Origin of the sequence: Exiguobacterium sp. s36 (assembly GCF_018618345.1) — a bacterium.
Classification (GTDB): Bacteria; Bacillota; Bacilli; order Exiguobacteriales; family Exiguobacteriaceae; genus Exiguobacterium; species Exiguobacterium chiriqhucha.
This window is the reverse complement of sequence record NZ_JACSLW010000002.1, coordinates 83,788-100,370: the sequence shown is the minus strand read 5'-3', so window position 1 is coordinate 100,370 and position 16,583 is coordinate 83,788. Positions and strand designations below refer to the sequence as shown.

The 16,583-nt window shown below is 52.5% G+C and carries 19 protein-coding genes; 15 read left to right on the top strand and 4 right to left on the bottom strand.

Annotated elements, in window-relative coordinates; genetic code table 11:
- The first annotated feature begins 6 nt into the window (after window positions 1-6).
- Window positions 7-255, top strand: a complete 249-nt coding sequence (hfq, locus tag KNP95_RS05960) for an RNA chaperone Hfq (RefSeq protein WP_021067304.1) — start codon at window positions 7-9, stop codon at window positions 253-255.
- 42 nt (window positions 256-297) lie between these two features.
- Here the strand turns inward: hfq and KNP95_RS05955 are convergent, their stop codons facing one another.
- A complete protein-coding gene (locus KNP95_RS05955; RefSeq protein WP_214836101.1) occupies window positions 298-810 on the bottom strand; it encodes a hypothetical protein in 513 nt (170 codons plus the stop codon).
- A gap of 156 nt (window positions 811-966) precedes the next feature.
- On the opposite strand from KNP95_RS05955, the gene KNP95_RS05950 reads away from it, so the two are divergent.
- The 6 genes from KNP95_RS05950 (at window position 967) to KNP95_RS05925 (ending at window position 7,405) form a co-directional block, all read left to right on the top strand.
- Window positions 967-2,145, top strand: a complete 1,179-nt coding sequence (locus KNP95_RS05950) for a DNA-binding protein (RefSeq protein WP_214836098.1) — start codon at window positions 967-969, stop codon at window positions 2,143-2,145.
- Window positions 2,146-2,160: 15 nt separating this feature from the next.
- Window positions 2,161-3,090 (top strand): CobW family GTP-binding protein, encoded by a 930-nt coding sequence (locus KNP95_RS05945; protein WP_214836095.1) that lies wholly within the window; start codon window positions 2,161-2,163, stop codon window positions 3,088-3,090.
- The gene (locus KNP95_RS05940; protein WP_251130320.1) at window positions 3,087-3,872 is read left to right on the top strand and encodes a 5'-3' exonuclease; all 786 of its coding nucleotides are present in this window, start codon (window positions 3,087-3,089) and stop codon (window positions 3,870-3,872) included. Before KNP95_RS05945 ends, KNP95_RS05940 begins: the two co-directional genes overlap by 4 nt.
- Window positions 3,853-4,242 carry a reverse transcriptase-like protein gene (locus KNP95_RS05935; RefSeq protein WP_214719694.1) on the top strand — a complete coding sequence of 130 codons (390 nt, stop codon included), beginning with the start codon at window positions 3,853-3,855 and terminating at the stop codon, window positions 4,240-4,242. Before KNP95_RS05940 ends, KNP95_RS05935 begins: the two co-directional genes overlap by 20 nt.
- 106 nt (window positions 4,243-4,348) lie before the next feature.
- Window positions 4,349-5,749 (top strand): class II fumarate hydratase, encoded by a 1,401-nt coding sequence (gene fumC / locus KNP95_RS05930; RefSeq protein WP_214836092.1) that lies wholly within the window; start codon window positions 4,349-4,351, stop codon window positions 5,747-5,749.
- A 168-nt stretch (window positions 5,750-5,917) separates the two neighbouring features.
- Window positions 5,918-7,405: a GGDEF domain-containing protein gene (locus KNP95_RS05925; RefSeq protein ID WP_214836089.1), complete on the top strand. Its 1,488-nt coding sequence runs from the start codon at window positions 5,918-5,920 to the stop codon at window positions 7,403-7,405.
- 14 nt (window positions 7,406-7,419) lie between these two features.
- On the opposite strand, the gene KNP95_RS05920 is transcribed toward KNP95_RS05925, so the two are convergent.
- The 3 genes from KNP95_RS05920 to KNP95_RS05910 all read right to left on the bottom strand — a co-directional run bounded on the left by KNP95_RS05920 (window position 7,420) and on the right by KNP95_RS05910 (window position 9,514).
- Window positions 7,420-7,899 carry a dihydrofolate reductase gene (locus tag KNP95_RS05920; protein ID WP_214836086.1) on the bottom strand — a complete coding sequence of 160 codons (480 nt, stop codon included), beginning with the start codon at window positions 7,897-7,899 and terminating at the stop codon, window positions 7,420-7,422.
- A complete protein-coding gene (locus tag KNP95_RS05915; RefSeq protein ID WP_214836083.1) occupies window positions 7,896-8,690 on the bottom strand; it encodes a thymidylate synthase in 795 nt (264 codons plus the stop codon). Before KNP95_RS05915 ends, KNP95_RS05920 begins: the two co-directional genes overlap by 4 nt.
- Before the next feature lie 137 nt (window positions 8,691-8,827).
- Complete coding sequence (locus KNP95_RS05910) at window positions 8,828-9,514, bottom strand: Type 1 glutamine amidotransferase-like domain-containing protein (protein ID WP_214836080.1); 687 nt, start codon at window positions 9,512-9,514, stop codon at window positions 8,828-8,830.
- A gap of 173 nt (window positions 9,515-9,687) precedes the next feature.
- On the opposite strand from KNP95_RS05910, the gene KNP95_RS05905 reads away from it, so the two are divergent.
- The 8 genes from KNP95_RS05905 to KNP95_RS05865 all read left to right on the top strand — a co-directional run bounded on the left by KNP95_RS05905 (window position 9,688) and on the right by KNP95_RS05865 (window position 16,555).
- Complete coding sequence (locus KNP95_RS05905; RefSeq protein ID WP_214752091.1) at window positions 9,688-9,969, top strand: hypothetical protein; 282 nt, start codon at window positions 9,688-9,690, stop codon at window positions 9,967-9,969.
- A 105-nt stretch (window positions 9,970-10,074) separates the two neighbouring features.
- The gene (locus KNP95_RS05900) at window positions 10,075-10,995 is read left to right on the top strand and encodes an NAD(P)-dependent alcohol dehydrogenase (RefSeq protein ID WP_214836077.1); all 921 of its coding nucleotides are present in this window, start codon (window positions 10,075-10,077) and stop codon (window positions 10,993-10,995) included.
- A gap of 89 nt (window positions 10,996-11,084) precedes the next feature.
- Window positions 11,085-11,609 carry a type 1 glutamine amidotransferase domain-containing protein gene (locus KNP95_RS05895; RefSeq protein ID WP_021067315.1) on the top strand — a complete coding sequence of 175 codons (525 nt, stop codon included), beginning with the start codon at window positions 11,085-11,087 and terminating at the stop codon, window positions 11,607-11,609.
- Window positions 11,610-11,635: 26 nt separating this feature from the next.
- The gene (locus KNP95_RS05890) at window positions 11,636-12,370 is read left to right on the top strand and encodes a Bax inhibitor-1/YccA family protein (protein ID WP_214836074.1); all 735 of its coding nucleotides are present in this window, start codon (window positions 11,636-11,638) and stop codon (window positions 12,368-12,370) included.
- A gap of 76 nt (window positions 12,371-12,446) precedes the next feature.
- The gene (locus KNP95_RS05885; RefSeq protein WP_214719684.1) at window positions 12,447-13,565 is read left to right on the top strand and encodes an NAD(P)/FAD-dependent oxidoreductase; all 1,119 of its coding nucleotides are present in this window, start codon (window positions 12,447-12,449) and stop codon (window positions 13,563-13,565) included.
- 345 nt (window positions 13,566-13,910) lie between these two features.
- A complete protein-coding gene (locus KNP95_RS05875) occupies window positions 13,911-14,708 on the top strand; it encodes an ABC transporter permease subunit (RefSeq protein WP_214836071.1) in 798 nt (265 codons plus the stop codon).
- 66 nt (window positions 14,709-14,774) lie between these two features.
- Window positions 14,775-15,587 (top strand): aldo/keto reductase, encoded by an 813-nt coding sequence (locus KNP95_RS05870; RefSeq protein WP_214836067.1) that lies wholly within the window; start codon window positions 14,775-14,777, stop codon window positions 15,585-15,587.
- A gap of 218 nt (window positions 15,588-15,805) precedes the next feature.
- Window positions 15,806-16,555, top strand: coding sequence for a TspO/MBR family protein (locus KNP95_RS05865; protein ID WP_214836066.1), 750 nt, complete (start codon window positions 15,806-15,808; stop codon window positions 16,553-16,555).
- Window positions 16,556-16,583 lie beyond the last annotated feature (28 nt).

Genomic DNA, 16,583 nt, shown 5'->3' with positions numbered 1-16,583 from the left:
TGCAACATGAAGGCTAGCTATAACATTCAAGATCATTTTTTGAATCAGTTACGTAAAGAAATGGTGCCGACGACCGTGTTTTTAGTCAGCGGGTTTCAAATTCGGGGAGTCATCAAATCGTTTGACAACTTCACGGTCATCGTCGAATCGGAAGGGCGCCAACAGTTGATTTATAAGCATGCGATTTCAACGTTCTCACCAGCACGGAACGTCACATTGTTCGAACCGGAAGCGGTCGAAGTGACAGAAGGATAATTGAAGGCATAAAGAAAGAGCGGCCCGGGGACCGCTCTTTCTTTATGCCGTTTTGACGTTCGGATTGAAATCGATGGCCTCGAGCACACGATGGACGGCACAACCGCCGAGAAGTGAGTCGAGTTGGTCACAAAGCTGACTTGGTGCCGAGCGGTATAAGTGTGTATACGTCCGCTTCCATGACCGTTCGGCCGACTGGATGCGCACGAGCAGGTCGGCATGACCGAGTTCTTTCAGTTTCTCGATATTCATCCGGTTCGTCCGAGCGAATGCCGATAAGACGACGGCTTTGGCGAGCGGTGTTTGAATCGGATAACCGGCGACGACGAGGACGGCCATTGCGCCTTTCATCTCATGCTCGATGACCGAGTCGACGAGTTGGTCCGGCGTATATGGATTCCCCGCATGTCCCGAGACCGCCGCCACGAGTTCGTGATGTGAGACCGGGCAAGCCGATGCCTGTAAAATGCTATCAATTGTTGAGTGCGTTGTTGCGTAACGTGTCGCTTCCCCTGTTGCGATCAACCGTTCATACGTATCTACCAATGAAATCATGTGAGTTCCCCCTTTATCTGGCTGTCTTAATCGTATCAATTCTAGTAAGCGCTTTCAATATAATTTAGGAATCTTCATGACCTATAACGAAAGTATGTTCGCCTCGAAGTGGAAAACACGATACAATGGGCAAAGAGAAGAAGGAGGGCATTGTATATGAACTATTACCAACAGATTGATCCGATTACGGGGAGCGGCTTCGACCGGACGCGGTTCCAACTCCCGACCGTCGAAAAAGCGTCGACGCGATTGACTGACCTTACGGACGGGACACCGGTCCAGACGAAAGCGCTCGTCAGTACAGTCGAAGTGAGAGAAGGCAAATCGGGTGCCAAATGGCTGCAACTGAATTTGACGACATCGAGCGGACTCATCCGTGCCAAGCAATGGTTGCGTGGCAATGAAGAGCAGTTGTTACCGATTTACGAGTCTGGTGTGATCGAGCTTGAAGGGAAAATCGACGTCTATCCGAAACCGGACGGCGCCAAGTCGATTACAATCGACCGGGCCAAACCGATTGCCCGGGACGAGGCAGTCTCATTGTTGCCAGGTCTTCCTGGAGACGAGACGATGGAACAATACGCCGATGAGCTGTTCGCGATTCTGTCGACGCTCTCGCCTGACTATCAAGCGATTGCGATGTCGCTACTCGACCGCTATTGGGACGATTTCGTACTCGCACCGGCTGCACTGTATCATCATCATAACTATGTCGGCGGCCTCTTGAAGCACACGGTCTGTATGCTTCGACTCGGTTATCGTATCCAAGAACAGGACGACCATTTGGCGATGGCGTTCCGGGTCATCAAAGAAGCCGAGCAGTTGCACAAAGTAGACGTATGGAATACGATGAACGGTGTAAAAGTTGAACAGGCGTTCCGGGGCACGTTCGAGTCGCTTTACGCGGCCTGCGAGGCCATCGCGGAATTGAAGGAGCCGCTCCGTTGGGACGAACTCGCGCTCGGGATTTTATTCCATGATATCGGCAAGTTGTTCGAGTACAGTCACTTGCTGTCGTCCCCGAATCGGTTCGAGCAACTGTTCTCGGTCAACGGTACGAGTGAGACGACCGGCATCTCGATCAATCCGATGGGAAGCTTCATCGGACATATGCCATACGGCGGACTGTTGTTCGAGAAGAGTCAACAGGCCGCAAGTGTCACGTTGTCGCTCGACGCCCATCATCGGATTTGGCATATGATTTTATCCCACCACGGCAAGCGCGAGTGGGGATCGAGCGTGTTACCGGTCACGACAGAAGCGTGGATGCTACATTTGATCGACTTGCTGGATGCGCGCTATGAGAAATGGGCGCGGGTCCACGAAAATTTATAAGGTGAGGTGCAGTACATGATTCCCGTGCAATTGGTGACCGGTTTTTTAGGTGCCGGAAAAACGACCTATATGAATCGCTTGCTAGAAGCGACGGACGAGCGGCTGCTCGTCATCGTCAACGAGCTCGGGTCGGTGAATATCGACGAACAGTTAATTGTCAAGATGGACCAAGAGCAGATCGAGCTGTCGAACGGTTGTATCTGTTGCTCGATTCAAAGCGATTTGAGCAAGACGTTCTATCAGCTCGCATCGAAGGATACGTTCGACCGCATCGTCATCGAAACGACTGGTGTGGCCGACCCGGCGCCAATCATTCAGACGATTTATTATGACGACTATTTGCGCACGCGCTTCAAGCTGACGGCGATATTGACTGTCGTCGATGCCAGTCAACTGGACCGCGAGCTGTTTATAGAAGGAATCCATCAAATTGCCTATGCTGACGTGATTTTATTGAATAAAGTCGACCTCGTCGATGCGGATGCGCTCAAACAGGCGCATGAGCGGATTCACGCGCTGAATCCGACCGTTCGAGTCATCGAGACGGTGCAGACGGTCGGCGACTATGACTTGACGGAGAATACGTTCCAGCTCTCACGAGTCGACGAACAGCTCATCGGCCAACTGACGGCAGGACACTCCTCGGTCTCATCACTTCGGGCCATCACGCTCACGACGGACGTGCCGCTCAAACGGGAACGCGTCACTCAATACGTCCGAGAAGTGCTCATGCACTATGAAGATGATGTCTATCGCTTGAAGGCGATTGTTCGTTTAGACGGAGAAACATCAAAATTCGTCGTCCAAGCGACGAATCAACTGATGGGGGCGACGTTCGCGAACGAACCGAGCGACGACTCACGTTCCGTCTTCGTCTGGATTGGAAAAAATCTTGACCGGGACGCGCTCACGCGCGGATTACAAGCTTGTGAGGTGAATGCATGATGAAATTGATGTTGGTCGATGGGTTTAACCTCTTGTCGCGATATTATTTTGCCACAGAGCGTCGTCGGGCTCTCGACCCCGATGTGACGTTGAAGGGACTGCTTCGAAAAGTTGACGGGTGGACGAACGACTTCACGCATATCGCTTTCTTTTGGGACGGACCACGCGAGACGACGCACCGTTACGCCCTGTTTCCGGACTATAAAGCGACTCGCACCGGCTTGCCGGAACCGTTGTTCCACGATTACGTCAAGTTGCGGGCAGCGTTGACCGAGCGCGGGATTTTTCAGTCTGAGCTCGCCGGGTACGAGGCTGATGACTTGATTGGGGCCGTCGCAACCGCATTCCCGGGCGAATCGTATATGTATTCGTCAGACCGCGATTTGCATCAGTTGCTTTCCCCGAACGTGTTTCAAATCGTTCCGAAAAAAGGGGAAGAGATGATGATGAATCGGGAAGTGTTCGTTGCGACGTACGGCGTCCGACCAGAGCAGTTCGTCGATGTGAAGGCGCTCCAAGGCGACGCCTCAGATAATATTCCCGGTGTCCGCGGCATCGGACCGAAGACAGCGACCATCCTCGTCCAGTCGTATGACACGGTCGAAACGCTATACGACATCGTGAGACAAGAAGCGCTTCAAGAGGCGCATCAGAAGTTTGCGAAGAAACTTGATGGGCAAGAAGAAGTGGCGCTCTTGTCGAAACGTCTCTCGCTCATCGATATTCATGCACCGATTGAGACCGATTGGGAGGCGTATCGCTTTGGTTCACATTTATTTTGATGCGGCGACGAACCAAGAGGCTGGTGAGAACGGTATTGGCGTCTGGATCAAGAAGACCGACGGCACGGTGTCCACGTACATTGCCCAACGCGTCGGGTTAACGAGCGTTCAGGCGGAGCTCGCCGCGCTCGCGTTCGCCCTCGAACAAGCGCACGAACTGACGGGCGAATCGACGTTCATGTTCTATTCAGACGCCGAGACGGTCGTACGGGCGCTCGAACAGCGCTTCCTCAAAGACCAATCGATGCGTCCGTTGTTCGTCAAGGCGCTGACGCTTTATGACGAATTGCCGAATAAATTCATCAAATGGATTCCTCGAGCGGAGAACCGGGCCCATGACGTGGCTAAACGGGCATTGATGACAGGCTAAAAGTCGGGCGTGGGCCCGACTTTTTGTCAATTGCGGGGGAATGATTTCTTTTTTGCAAAAGTTTCGCTAAAATGAAAGCGTAGTCAAAAAAAGAGGGGGAATTTTCATGGAATATCGGATCGAACGGGACACGATGGGGGAAATCAACGTTCCGGCTTCAGCCAAATGGGGAGCCCAAACACAGCGCAGTCTAGAGAACTTTAAAATCGGGACTGAAAAAATGCCGCTTGAGGTCGTGCATGCCTTCGCGATTTTGAAGAAAGGTGCCGCACTCGCCAACGCTGAGCTCGGTGTATTGGAGCAAGCGAAAGCCGACGTCATCGCCGAAGTCGCCGATGAGATTGTCGCTGGGCAACATGATGCCGAGTTCCCGCTCGTCGTCTGGCAGACGGGTTCAGGGACACAGTCGAACATGAACGTCAACGAAGTCATCGCCCACTTGGCGAATGATAAGTTGAAAGACCGTGGTCAAACGCTCACGATTCATCCGAACGACGACGTCAACAAGTCGCAGAGCTCGAACGACACGTATCCGACGGCGATGCACATCGCGGCTATCCTAGCGGTCGAGGACCATGTGTTGCCATCGATTGAGGCGCTCCACGCGACGCTCGCGAAGAAAGCCGAGTCATTCATGGACATCGTCAAGATTGGACGGACGCACTTGCAAGACGCGACGCCGGTCACGCTCGGTCAAGAGATTAGCGGTTGGGTCCGTATGCTCGAGCTGTCGAAACAGATGATTGAGCGCACGCTCGAACCGTTGACAGAGCTCGCCCTCGGCGGGACGGCGGTCGGGACGGGCATCAACGCCCATCCACAGTTCGGCGAAGTCGTGGCCGAGAAAATCTCGCAAGAGACCGGCAAACAGTTCATTACGGCTGTCAACAAGTTCCATGCGCTCACGAGTCACGATCAGCTCGTGTTCACCCATGGTGCCTTGAAAGCACTCGCCATGGACGCGATGAAGATTGCCAACGATGTCCGTTGGCTCGCGTCTGGTCCGCGTGCCGGTATCGGCGAGATTTTGATTCCGGAAAACGAACCGGGCAGCTCGATCATGCCAGGAAAAGTCAACCCGACGCAGAGCGAGGCGTTGACGATGGTCTCTGCCCAAGTTCTTGGCAATGATGCGACCATCGGATTCGGTGCGAGCCAAGGAAACTTCGAGTTAAACGTGTTCAAGCCTGTCATCATGTACAACTTCCTCCAGACGTGCCGCTTGTTGACGGACAGTCTACATTCGTTCGACGTGCATTGCGCCGTCGGCATCGAACCGGATTTGGACGTCATCGCTCACAACGTGGAACGGTCGCTCATGCTCGTGACGGCACTCAACCCGCATATCGGTTACGAGAACGCAGCCAAAATCGCGAAACTCGCCCATAAAAATGGGACGTCGTTGAAGGAAGCGGCGCTCGAGACCGGACTATTGACGGAAGAGCAGTTCGATCAATGGATTCGTCCGGAAGAGATGACGTCTCCTAACTTAAAAGTTGGTAAATAAGGGAAGGGCGGTCCATGACCGCTCTTTTCTGCTGTCTTATGGGTCTTAAGAACCATATTACTGTCAAACAATAGGAAAAAAATAAGTAAATAGTTGTATTTTCGTGGATGAAGTCGCATAATCATAGTCAGAAGCGAATATCGGGAGAACGAAACTGGGGGGTCGGGAATGAAGCAGCAACTCACAGATCGTATACATAAGATTTTGGCGCAAATCACGAGCGCGAGACAGATTCAAACAACAGACATCGAGTTTTTATTGGATTGGATGAAACAAGAAGTGAAACAGAGACGGTTCATGCACTTGCTTGAAATCTTCAGTCGTGTCGAATCTGACGTGCGTGAGTTGCCGGCCGTCCTGACGCAAGCAGAAGCGATGGCATTGATTGCCCCGGTGAAACGATATATCCATACGATCCTGGGCATCGAGCAAGAAGACGAGGACCTCGTCTTGATTTTGTCGAACAACTTTGCGACGTTCAGCCGCTATAAGCCGCGGGTGGAAAAGCTCGGGGCACGTCCTGTCTTTTTACAGACGTTAGAAGAAGCCGTCGAATACGATTATGAAGACGTGCCGAAGGCGATTATCATGGACGTCGAACTGTGGGCCCGTTTCCCGGAGCGGGCAATCCAATCGTTCGTTAGCAAGATGAAGAAGCTGTACGTCCCGCTCATCGTGATTGGAACGAATGAACATTATCGACTCGCCGCCTACTCGTATGGGTTCGATGACTATTGGGAAGAGTGGATTCCGATGGAAGAGCGGCTCGTCCGCCTCGGACATCATATCGAGAAGGCACGGCTCGTCTCGAACGCGCTGCTCGTCGACGAATTGACAGGCGCCTTCAACCGTAAATATTTGAAAGCGACGTTCAGTCGCTTTATGTCCCGCCTAGAGCGGTCCGGTGAAAGCTTCACGCTCGCGTTGCTCGACATCGATCATTTCAAGCAGTTGAACGATACGTTCGGTCATGCGTATGGGGACGAGGTGTTGCATCGCGTTGCCGAGGAGATTCGTTTGGCGATTCGCTCGAGTGACGAGTTGATTCGTTACGGCGGGGAAGAGTTCCTCATCATCTTGAACGTGTCCGAGCGCCACGTCGTCGATGCGGTGCTCGAACGGGTCCGCAGCCGGATTGAGGAGATGACGTTCACATACGAACATCACGTGACGGTGTCCATCGGCTATACGCGCGTCTGTCAGACCGGAATGACGCTCGGCGAGTGGTGTGCGTACGCCGATGAGGCGCTCTATAAAGCGAAACGTGACGGGCGCAATCGAATCATCCGTTATTCGACGGCGGTCCGGGAGGAGAAGCGGCTCGCTTACGTGACGATGAGCCCGGAGAAGTACGCCATGCTCGCCGAACAGTTGCCGAAACAGCATCGACGCTACGAGGTCATCTATCGGCCTTACGACCGTTACGCCTGTAACGATCATATGGAGATGTTCATCTTAGACGAATCGAGTACGACGGAGACGAGAGGGACACTCTCGGCCGTCAAGGAGCAGCGTGGCAAGTACAGTCATGTATTGGCCTTGTCGAAACGGACGGCACTCGAGCTCGGTACTCTATACGACGACTTGGCTGAACGGGACCATCATGATGTCATCACTGAAAAAATCGAGCAGTGGCTCGAAAAATTGCCCGACTAAAAAGGGACGTCGATTCAGTCGATGTCCCTTTTGTCATATTGACGGAAAGTGAAGCTATAGGCATGCCGCTCGTCGACCGGATGGAACTGTTCGTCCGACACGGTGAGTCCGTTCGGCAGCGGTGGATAATACGTGTCTGCCTCGAACGTGCCGTCGACCTCGGTGACATAGAACCGGTCCGTCATCGGAAGCGTTTGCTCATAAAGCGTCGCGCCGCCGATGATGTAAAGGTCTGTCGTCTCATTTTTGAGCGACTCGAGGTCGTGCCAAACATCGACACCTTCAGCTGAAAATGATCGGTCGGACGTGACGACGATATTGCGGCGGTTCGGTAACGGACGACCGATCGATTCGAACGTCTTTCGACCCATGACGACCGTTTGGCCCGTCGTGATGGCCTTGAATTGTTTCAAGTCATCGGGCAGGCGCCACAACAAGGCGTTATCTTTCCCGATTTCCCGATTTCTCCCGATGGCAACGACGTGGACAATCATACGCTGACCGCTCCCTTGATATGCGGGTGCGGGTCATAGCCGACAATCTCGAAGTCCTCGAAGCGGAAGTCCTCGATCGACGTCACGTCGCGCAAGATGTTCAATGTCGGGAGCGGGCGTGGCTCACGTGTCAATTGAAGGTTCACTTGTTCGAGGTGGTTATGGTAAATGTGAGCGTCGCCGAGCGTATGGACGAAGTCCCCGACCTCAAGGCCGGTCACATGGGCGACCATATGCGTGAGCAAGGCGTATGACGCGATATTGAACGGTACGCCGAGGAACGTATCGGCGCTGCGTTGATAGAGCTGACACGATAGTTTGCCGTCTGCGACGTAAAATTGGAACAACAAGTGACACGGTGGCAGCGCCATGTCCTCGAGTTGCCCAGGGTTCCATGCCGAGACGATGAGTCGGCGCGAGTCCGGATTCGTCTTAATCTGCTCGATCACTTGTGCGAGCTGGTCGACACTCGTGCCGTCTGGTTTTGGGAATGAGCGCCACTGTGCCCCATAAACCGGACCGAGATTGCCGTCCTCGTCTGCCCATTCGTTCCAAATACGGACACCGTTATCTTGAAGATACTTGACGTTCGTGTCACCGGTGATGAACCAGAGCAGTTCATGGATAATCGAGCGGGTATGTAGTTTTTTCGTCGTGACCAGGGGGAATCCATCCTGAAGATTGAACCGCATTTGGTGGCCGAACACGCTCGTCGTCCCGGTCCCGGTCCGGTCCTCTTTGACGACACCGTGCTCGAGGATATGGGTGCATAAATCATGGTATTGTTTCATGTGGGAAGTCCCCTTTCTCGTTCGAATTTACAAAAAGTCGCACTCATTATAACACAATATATGGACTTCAGAACGTTTCGCTTTCCATATACAGATTTACTCTCGTACACATCTCGAGGATGCATAATCAGTCCCTTCTAGAGCGGGGGTGAAAAATTAGTGGCAAAGGACTTGGTCTCAGGTAGCTTCGTCATGTTTCGATTCGAGTACAAATAGACGTCGCCGAAGATATCGAATTGATCGCCTTGAACACGAAACGCACAATCTTTGTTCGACAAATAGATTGGTATTTCTTCAGAGAACGAGGCTAGCTCTTGCTTGACGACGTGCATGTGTTGTTCGAGATTGAAGTGGGAGAGCATCGAAAAATCGTTGAGGGCCACGCCTTGAAAAATAGTTGAGGTTGTTACGTTATAACCCATATTTGGCGAGCATAACCAAGACGAAGACATATTGATGGCGCCAGCACTAGCACCTAAGACGATAGCGTCGCTTTGTTGAATCGATTGGATTAGGTCATATTCATGAATAAACTGATTTTGCTTGATGGTGTCCCCACCTAATAAGAAAATCATCGAAGCTGCGTCGAGAAGATGTTTCGCATTAGTGCGATCCATTTCATAATTGATTACGTGAGAATCGTTGAACAAGATGCCAGCCTCCTGTAGCCACGATTGCTCGATAACACCATTAACCGCAGTTGAGGCAGGATCTGAGCTAATCATTACAAGGGACTGCCGATCTGTCACGTCTCGTGACAAGGCATTTGCCAAATAAGTTGGGAAAAATTCATTGAACCATCCAAGATAATAGCACGTCTTCATTGTAAACCTCCTTCGTGTAAGAGTTCTTTCAATAAATTGATATAGAAGCCACCTCATTGTAACCGAACTAGTTGAATTTTTTTCCATAAACAATATGTGATTGCTTATAATGAAGAAGACAAGCGAGTCTAGCTCGTCATGTTTATTGAAATACTTTTAAAAGGAGGATCATCTTGAAACAGCACTCATTACTTTTTGCATTATCTTTATGCTTACTGAGCCTTGGCCTAATCGGAAATGTTGTTTTTGAAGCGATGGGTTTTTTCTCAAATCCAACCGTTCAGGTGATCAGTATCCCAATCGCATCCGCCGAAGGGTATTTCATCCATGGATTCCTAATCCTCGCCATCACTGTTCTTGGGCTATTTTTGCTTCCTTTTTCGTTGAATCGAAATAAAGCAAAGACCACTGCCGTATTTCTGTTGGCGGTCATTCTAATTCCTCAGCTTGTATGATGAAAAACCAATTTCAGAGATCAGATGACTCTTTCATCTGGTTTTATTTTATTGAAACGGTGAATTCCTCTAGTAACAACATCACGTCTTAAGAGGAGGGATACGATGAAGGCAGTAATTTGTACCGCATATGGACCACCGGACGTATTGCAGCTTCAAGAAGTCGACAAACCGGTGCCAAAATCGGATGAGTTATTGATTCAAGTTTACACCACAGCCGTTCATTCCGGGGACCGTCGGCTACGGTCACTCGATGTACCGGCTCTAGGTAAGCTTCCGATGCGAATCGTCGTCGGTTTCAAGGCACCGCGTCAACCGATTCTGGGTGTCGTCTTGGCAGGCGAGGTCGTCGAGACGGGCAGCCGCGTCGAGCACTTCAAGGTCGGCGACCGTGTCTATGCGCTGACCGGGATGCGGTTCGGTGGCTATGCCGAATATGCGTGTGTCAAAGCGAGTAAATGTGTCGAGCGCATGCCGAACAACGCTAGTTTTGTCGAAGCAGCCAGCTTGCCGTTTGGCGGGACGACGACTCTTCACTTTTTGCGAAAAGTGAACATCGAACAAGTGAAGACCGTATTAATTTACGGGGCCTCCGGAGCAGTCGGTTCGATGGCCGTTCAAATCGCGAAATATTACGGGGCTCACGTAACGGCAGTTTGTCGGGAGCGAAACTTCGAACTGGTGAGAAGTCTCGGCGCGGACGTCGTGGTCGACTACACGAAGCCTAACTACGACGAGAAACTGACCACATACGACGCTGTGTTCGATGCGGCTGGAAACATCGATAAGCGGTTGGCACGGAAACATGTTGCCGAACACGGGAAATTCAGTTCTGTCGCCGGGCAAGGACCTGCGAGTGAACGGAAAGAGGATTTGGCTTTCTTGAACGAGCTATTCGAAGCCGGTCGGTTAAAGGCCGTCATCGATTCGGTTTACCCGCTCGAGGACATCGTCGCGGTGCATCGATACGTCGATGCTGGAGGAAAGGCTGGCAATGTGATTGTGACCGTGACACAAACGAATTGATGTGAGTCACGTACTTGGTGGACAGTCACTGTTTTCGCCACGTAGCTTATGGGGTATACTTGTGAAAGACAAATAAAGGGAGGGATTCGATGCAATTACAAGGTAAAAACGTTCTGCAAATCGTCAGCGACGACTTCGAAGATTTAGAATTATGGTATCCGGTCCATCGGTTACGCGAGGAAGGCGCAAACGTCATCCTGGCCGGTGAAAAGGCGGATCATGCTTATATCGGCAAATACGGCGTTCCGGCCAAATCGGACATTGCGTTCGATGACGTCGACATCTCATCGTACGACGCTATCCTCGTCCCGGGTGGCTGGTCACCAGACTTGTTGCGCCGATTCGATTCGGTGAAAGGCTTCGTCCGCTACATGCATGACGAGAAGCGGCCGATCGGTCAAATCTGTCACGCCGGATGGGTGTTGATTTCAGCGAAGATTCTCGATGGTGTCAACGTCACGAGCACGCCGGGCATTAAAGATGATATGGAAAACGCGGGTGCGATTTGGCATGATGAGCCAGTCGTCGTCGACGGTCATATCGTCTCAAGCCGCCGTCCGCCTGACCTGCCTGACTATATGCGCGAATTCATCAAGGTCATGGCTAAACACTGAAAATAGAATAAAGGGGTTAACGACAGTTGAAGCTTAAATCGAATCCAATTCTCCGTAAATCAATGGAGACAACAGCTTATAGCGCCACACCGATGACGAAAGCCGGTACGTGGTCGAAAGTGTTCACGTTACTCTTGCTCGTCACGGCAGCCGCCGGGACGACGTGGATGCTCGTGCCGACAATCGGGGAGGCGTTGTTGTTCCCGCTCATGATCGGCTCACTCATCCTTGGTTTGGTGTTAGCACTCGTCATCACGTTCAAACCGAGAACGGCACCGGTCGTTGCGCCATTGTATGGTATCGTCGAAGGTGTGTTCGTCGGGTTGATTTCGTACTTCTTCGAAGCGATGCTTCCGGGCATCGTTGGACGTGCCGTGTTGACGACGTTCATCGTCGCGTTCGCGATGTGGTTCGTCTACTCGACGGGTCTCGTCAAAGTGACGCAAAAGTTCCGTGCCGGCGTCACGGCCGCAATCTTTACGGTCATGTTGCTCTATCTCATCCAAATCGGGATGAGTTTCTTCGGTTCAGGGCTCCCGTTCATGACGGGCTCATCACCGCTTGCGATCGGTGTGCAGTTTGTGATCGTCATCATCGCCTCGCTCGCGCTCGTACTCGATTTCGATTACATCGCGCGTCAAGTTGAGAGCCGGGCTCCGAAAGAGCTCGAATGGTTGGCAGCGTTCGGTTTGATTGTGACGCTCATCTGGCTCTACATTGAACTACTCGATTTACTCTATCGCCTCGCCATGCGCGACTGATCATCGGCCCTCGGGCCGGTGATTTTTTTAAGAAAGGATGTGAAGCCGTCATCGAACCGATGAGGGCGCAACTGTTATGAAAAAAGTGATTGTGATTGGATCAGGAATCGTCGGCATCTCGACCGCGTATCATTTGGCGGGGAAAGCCGACGTCACCGTCATCGACCGGAAAGAAAAGGGCCGTGCGACCGACGCGGCAGCAGGAATCGTCTGCCCATGGATCGCCCAGCGTCGCAATAAGGCATGGTACGCGCTCGCCAAAGGCGGCGCTCACTACTATGCGACGGTCGTCGATGACTTGAAACGAGAAGGAGAGACCGAGACCGGCTATAAACGAGTCGGGACGCTCGCCTTGCATGAAGACAAGAAATTGAACGAGATGCAAGAACGGACGGCGCTGCGCCGGGAAGAAGCACCAGAAATCGGGGAGTTGACCCGGATGACAGCGGAAGAGGCGAGAGCGCTATTTCCACCGCTCTCGGACGAATATGACGCCCTCCTTGTCGAAGGCGGGGCTCGTGTCGATGGAGAGAAATTGCGAGCTGCCCTCGAACGGGTCGCCGTGAAGCGTGGCGTGACCTTGGTTGACGGTTCGGCCGTCCTCGTCGAAGCGGACGGCTATCATGTCGAGTGCGACGGTGTCCGCTTTGAGGCGGATGAGATCGTGCTCGCCTGTGGGGCGTGGTTGCCCGAGTTGATGGAGCCGATCGGCTATACGGCCCGTGTCGCTGGCGAAAAAGCGCAAATCGTGCACGTCCAGCTGCCGGACACGGATGCTTCCGACTGGCCGGTCGTCATGCCGCCGCGGCGCCGCTATTTGCTCGGATTTGAAGAAGGACGAATCGTCATCGGCTCGACGCATGAGCGTGACAAGGCGTTCGACGCACGGCCGACGGCAATCGGAATTCATGAAGTGCTCTCGAAAGGGCTAGAATCGGCTCCGGGACTCGCTGAGGCTGAACTGATTGAGACGCGGGTCGGCTTTCGCCCGGTCACCCCGAACTCGATTCCGATTCTCGGACGCGTACCGGGAGCGGAGCAGTTGCTCGTCGCGAACGGTCTCGGCTCGTCCGGCTTGACGGTCGGTCCGTTCATCGGGAAAGTGCTCGCAGACCTCGTTCTGACAGGAGATTGCGAGCTCGACCTGTCGCTTTATCCAATCAAGGAATCGGTGTTTAGAACGAATGATAAATAACAACGAAATATAAAAAGTCGCCTCCCCCTTGCTATACACACAAGAAGGGGAAGGCGACTTTTTAGTTATTTCCGAATGATGCCGTGCAAGAAAAATCGGAAATAGTCTTGCTTCGATTCGGTCATCGATGACGTCGACAGGCCCGGGTCGGATAAAATCGCTTGTTGCACGTACCGTAAATACGAATCGGTCGACAGCTCCGGGTCGATGGCCCCGCCCGGCCAACTGTTGCCATGAGGCGTCCGCTTGATTCATCGACTCGCTCGTTTCGAGGTCCAATCGTTGTCGAGCGGCACCGACGAGCTTGAGCATCTGTTCATGCAATATTACGGGGAGGCGAACTAAATGGTTCTCATCGCGGCACTGTTCAAACAAAACCGGAGCTGGATTTTTGGATACTCGCTCGGGACGAGTCTCTACTTGTTCTTTTTGGCGGCGGTGTTCCCGTCCATCCAAGAGACGGGGCTGATTGAAGGCAAACTGGATTCGTTGCCACCTGAGCTACTCGATGTGTTCAAAATCGATCCGAATTTGGCGATGGACAACGTCATGAACTTGTTGGCCGGCAATTACTATGGGCTCATCTTTTACGTGTTGGCGATTCTGTTCGCACTCACATTCGCCTCACGGCTCATGGCCAAACCGGTGGACTCAGGCGAGGTCATGCTCTATTTGGCCGCACCGATTTTGCGTGGCGGTTACGTGACGGCCAGTCTGGTCGTACTCTTGATGGCGTCAGCCTTGCTCGTCGGACTGAACGGGCTCAGCCTGATGCTCGCCAACGTCTTGTTTGATTTACAGATTGACCTTGGCTTATTGTGGACGCTGCAGTTAAACGCGGGTCTGCTGCTGCTCATGCTTGGGAGGCTCGCTTATGTGCTCGCGAGCCTGTTCGACGACAGCTCACGGTCGTATATGGTCACGGGAGGCATATTCGCCCTCTTCTTGATGGCGAATGTGTTCTCAGGATTTAGTGACCAACTCGACTGGTTGAATGCGCTGTCGATATTCTCGTTGTTTGACGCCAACGCACAAATCCAAGGGGATTCCACGCTTCGTTCCTTCTTCTTGTTGGCGGGGATTCTCGTCGTCAGCATGCTCCTATCTTATGGACGCTTCACACGAAAAGATTTGACGATTTAGTTTTTCGAAATAGAATGAGGGGTATGATACAATCAGCTCGAACAGATTGGAAAGGGGAATGATTGTATGCAACTCGCAACGTTACGCAACGGTGTCAAAATTCCGATGATCGGCTTTGGGGTATGGCAAGTCGACAACGAGACGGAGGCGCCACAGGCCGTCGCCGAGGCACTCAAAGTCGGATATCGCCATATCGATACGGCAGCCGTCTATAAGAATGAAGAGGGTGTCGCCAAAGGGATTCAAACATCAGGCGTCGCTCGTGAAGATATCTTTTTGACGTCGAAGATTTGGAACGAAGACATTCGCCAGCGTCGGACGAAAGAGGCGTTTGACGAATCACTCGCTCGACTCGAGACTGACTATTTAGATCTCTGTCTGCTCCACTGGCCAGTCGACGGGTTCGTCGAGGCATGGAAAGATTTGATTGACCTCTATGAGGCCGGTAAAATCAAGGCGATTGGCGTGTCGAACTTCAAAGAGCATCATCTCGATACGTTGAAACAGGAAGGCCTGATGACGCCGCTCATCAACCAAATCGAGCTCCATCCGCAACTCCCGCAACCGGATCTCGTCGAATATTGCCAAGACGAGGGCATCCAAGTCGAGGCATGGAGCCCGCTCATGCAAGGGAAGTTCCTCGATATCCCGGCCTTTGCCGAGATTGCTGAGAAACATGGGAAGACGCCGGCCCAAGTCGTGCTTCGCTGGCATTTGGACACGGGGAACGTCGCGCTTCCGAAATCGGTCACGCCGCACCGGATTCAAGAGAACTTCGATGTGTTCGACTTCGCGCTCGACGCGGACGATTTGGCGAAAATCGATGCCGTGGCGACCCATGACCGTCTCGGTCCAGACCCGGACGAGATCGACTTTTAAACAATTGATGCCTTTTGTCCATGAACTCAGATGGGCAATCCCGAATGCGGTGACACTGCCGCTTCTTTGAAACGACTCCGGTTGAGACCGGGGTCGTTTTATTGTGTAATTAGCGATTCTTCCTAGAGCTAGTCCGGATGTGTATGAGCGTTGGCACATGGGTATAGAAAACTATGCTAATAAAGGAGGTGTCAGGTCTTCTTCGGAGGATCCTAATTATGGACTTATCAAAATGGCCATTAATCAACTGGCTGGCATTTTTGGCGACGGTCGTCATCAACTACTTCGCGAGCGGTGAAAACGCTGCTGTGTCGGACCGCATCGATATTTACTTCAAACCGGCCGGCTATGCGTTCTCGATTTGGGGCGTGATTTATGTCGCGCTCGCCGTCTGGCTCGTCTTGCAATTGAAGAAAGGGTCGGTCGCGAACCGGCAGGCCAATCGGATGAAAGCGGGCTTTCTCGTCTCGTGTATCTTGAACGGCCTTTGGTTGCTTACGTTTACGAACGAGTGGTTCATCGCCTCGCTCGTCGTCATGGTCGCGTTCTTGGCGACGCTCGCTTGGCTCTATTACATCGCCTTCCGGACGTCGACGAGCTGGCTCGACCGGTTCCCATTCTCGATTTATATCGGCTGGGTGTCCGTCGCGACGATCGTCAACGTGTTCGTCGTCATGAATCGGGAGCGGGTCACAACCGTGCTCGGACTCGACGAGCTTGCTTGGACGTCGCTCATGCTCATGGTCGGGGTCGTCCTAGCACTCGTCTTCATGTGGTGGCATCGTGACTTCATCTATCTGCTCGTCTTCGTCTGGGCATACATCGCCATCTTCGCTCGAATCGAGGAAGCAACGCTTTACGTCGTCCTCGTCAGTGCCTTGATTTTGCTCACGCTCGGTTATGTAGGCTTGATCATTTGGAAGAAGCCACGGGCATTTTTACACCATTCTCGCAAGACGGTCGAATAAGTTGGTTGAAGTTGAAGCGGTAGCCTAA

Coding starts and splice junctions, on each gene's coding strand:
- hfq (WP_021067304.1), top strand. CDS start 7: ATGAAGGCTAGCTATAACATTCAAGATCATTTTTTGAATCAGTTACGT.
- KNP95_RS05955 (WP_214836101.1), bottom strand. CDS start 810: ATGATTTCATTGGTAGATACGTATGAACGGTTGATCGCAACAGGGGAA.
- KNP95_RS05950 (WP_214836098.1), top strand. CDS start 967: ATGAACTATTACCAACAGATTGATCCGATTACGGGGAGCGGCTTCGAC.
- KNP95_RS05945 (WP_214836095.1), top strand. CDS start 2,161: ATGATTCCCGTGCAATTGGTGACCGGTTTTTTAGGTGCCGGAAAAACG.
- KNP95_RS05940 (WP_251130320.1), top strand. CDS start 3,087: ATGATGAAATTGATGTTGGTCGATGGGTTTAACCTCTTGTCGCGATAT.
- fumC (WP_214836092.1), top strand. CDS start 4,349: ATGGAATATCGGATCGAACGGGACACGATGGGGGAAATCAACGTTCCG.
- KNP95_RS05925 (WP_214836089.1), top strand. CDS start 5,918: ATGAAGCAGCAACTCACAGATCGTATACATAAGATTTTGGCGCAAATC.
- KNP95_RS05920 (WP_214836086.1), bottom strand. CDS start 7,899: ATGATTGTCCACGTCGTTGCCATCGGGAGAAATCGGGAAATCGGGAAA.
- KNP95_RS05915 (WP_214836083.1), bottom strand. CDS start 8,690: ATGAAACAATACCATGATTTATGCACCCATATCCTCGAGCACGGTGTC.
- KNP95_RS05910 (WP_214836080.1), bottom strand. CDS start 9,514: ATGAAGACGTGCTATTATCTTGGATGGTTCAATGAATTTTTCCCAACT.
- KNP95_RS05900 (WP_214836077.1), top strand. CDS start 10,075: ATGAAGGCAGTAATTTGTACCGCATATGGACCACCGGACGTATTGCAG.
- KNP95_RS05895 (WP_021067315.1), top strand. CDS start 11,085: ATGCAATTACAAGGTAAAAACGTTCTGCAAATCGTCAGCGACGACTTC.
- KNP95_RS05885 (WP_214719684.1), top strand. CDS start 12,447: ATGAAAAAAGTGATTGTGATTGGATCAGGAATCGTCGGCATCTCGACC.
- KNP95_RS05875 (WP_214836071.1), top strand. CDS start 13,911: ATGGTTCTCATCGCGGCACTGTTCAAACAAAACCGGAGCTGGATTTTT.
- KNP95_RS05870 (WP_214836067.1), top strand. CDS start 14,775: ATGCAACTCGCAACGTTACGCAACGGTGTCAAAATTCCGATGATCGGC.
- KNP95_RS05865 (WP_214836066.1), top strand. CDS start 15,806: ATGGACTTATCAAAATGGCCATTAATCAACTGGCTGGCATTTTTGGCG.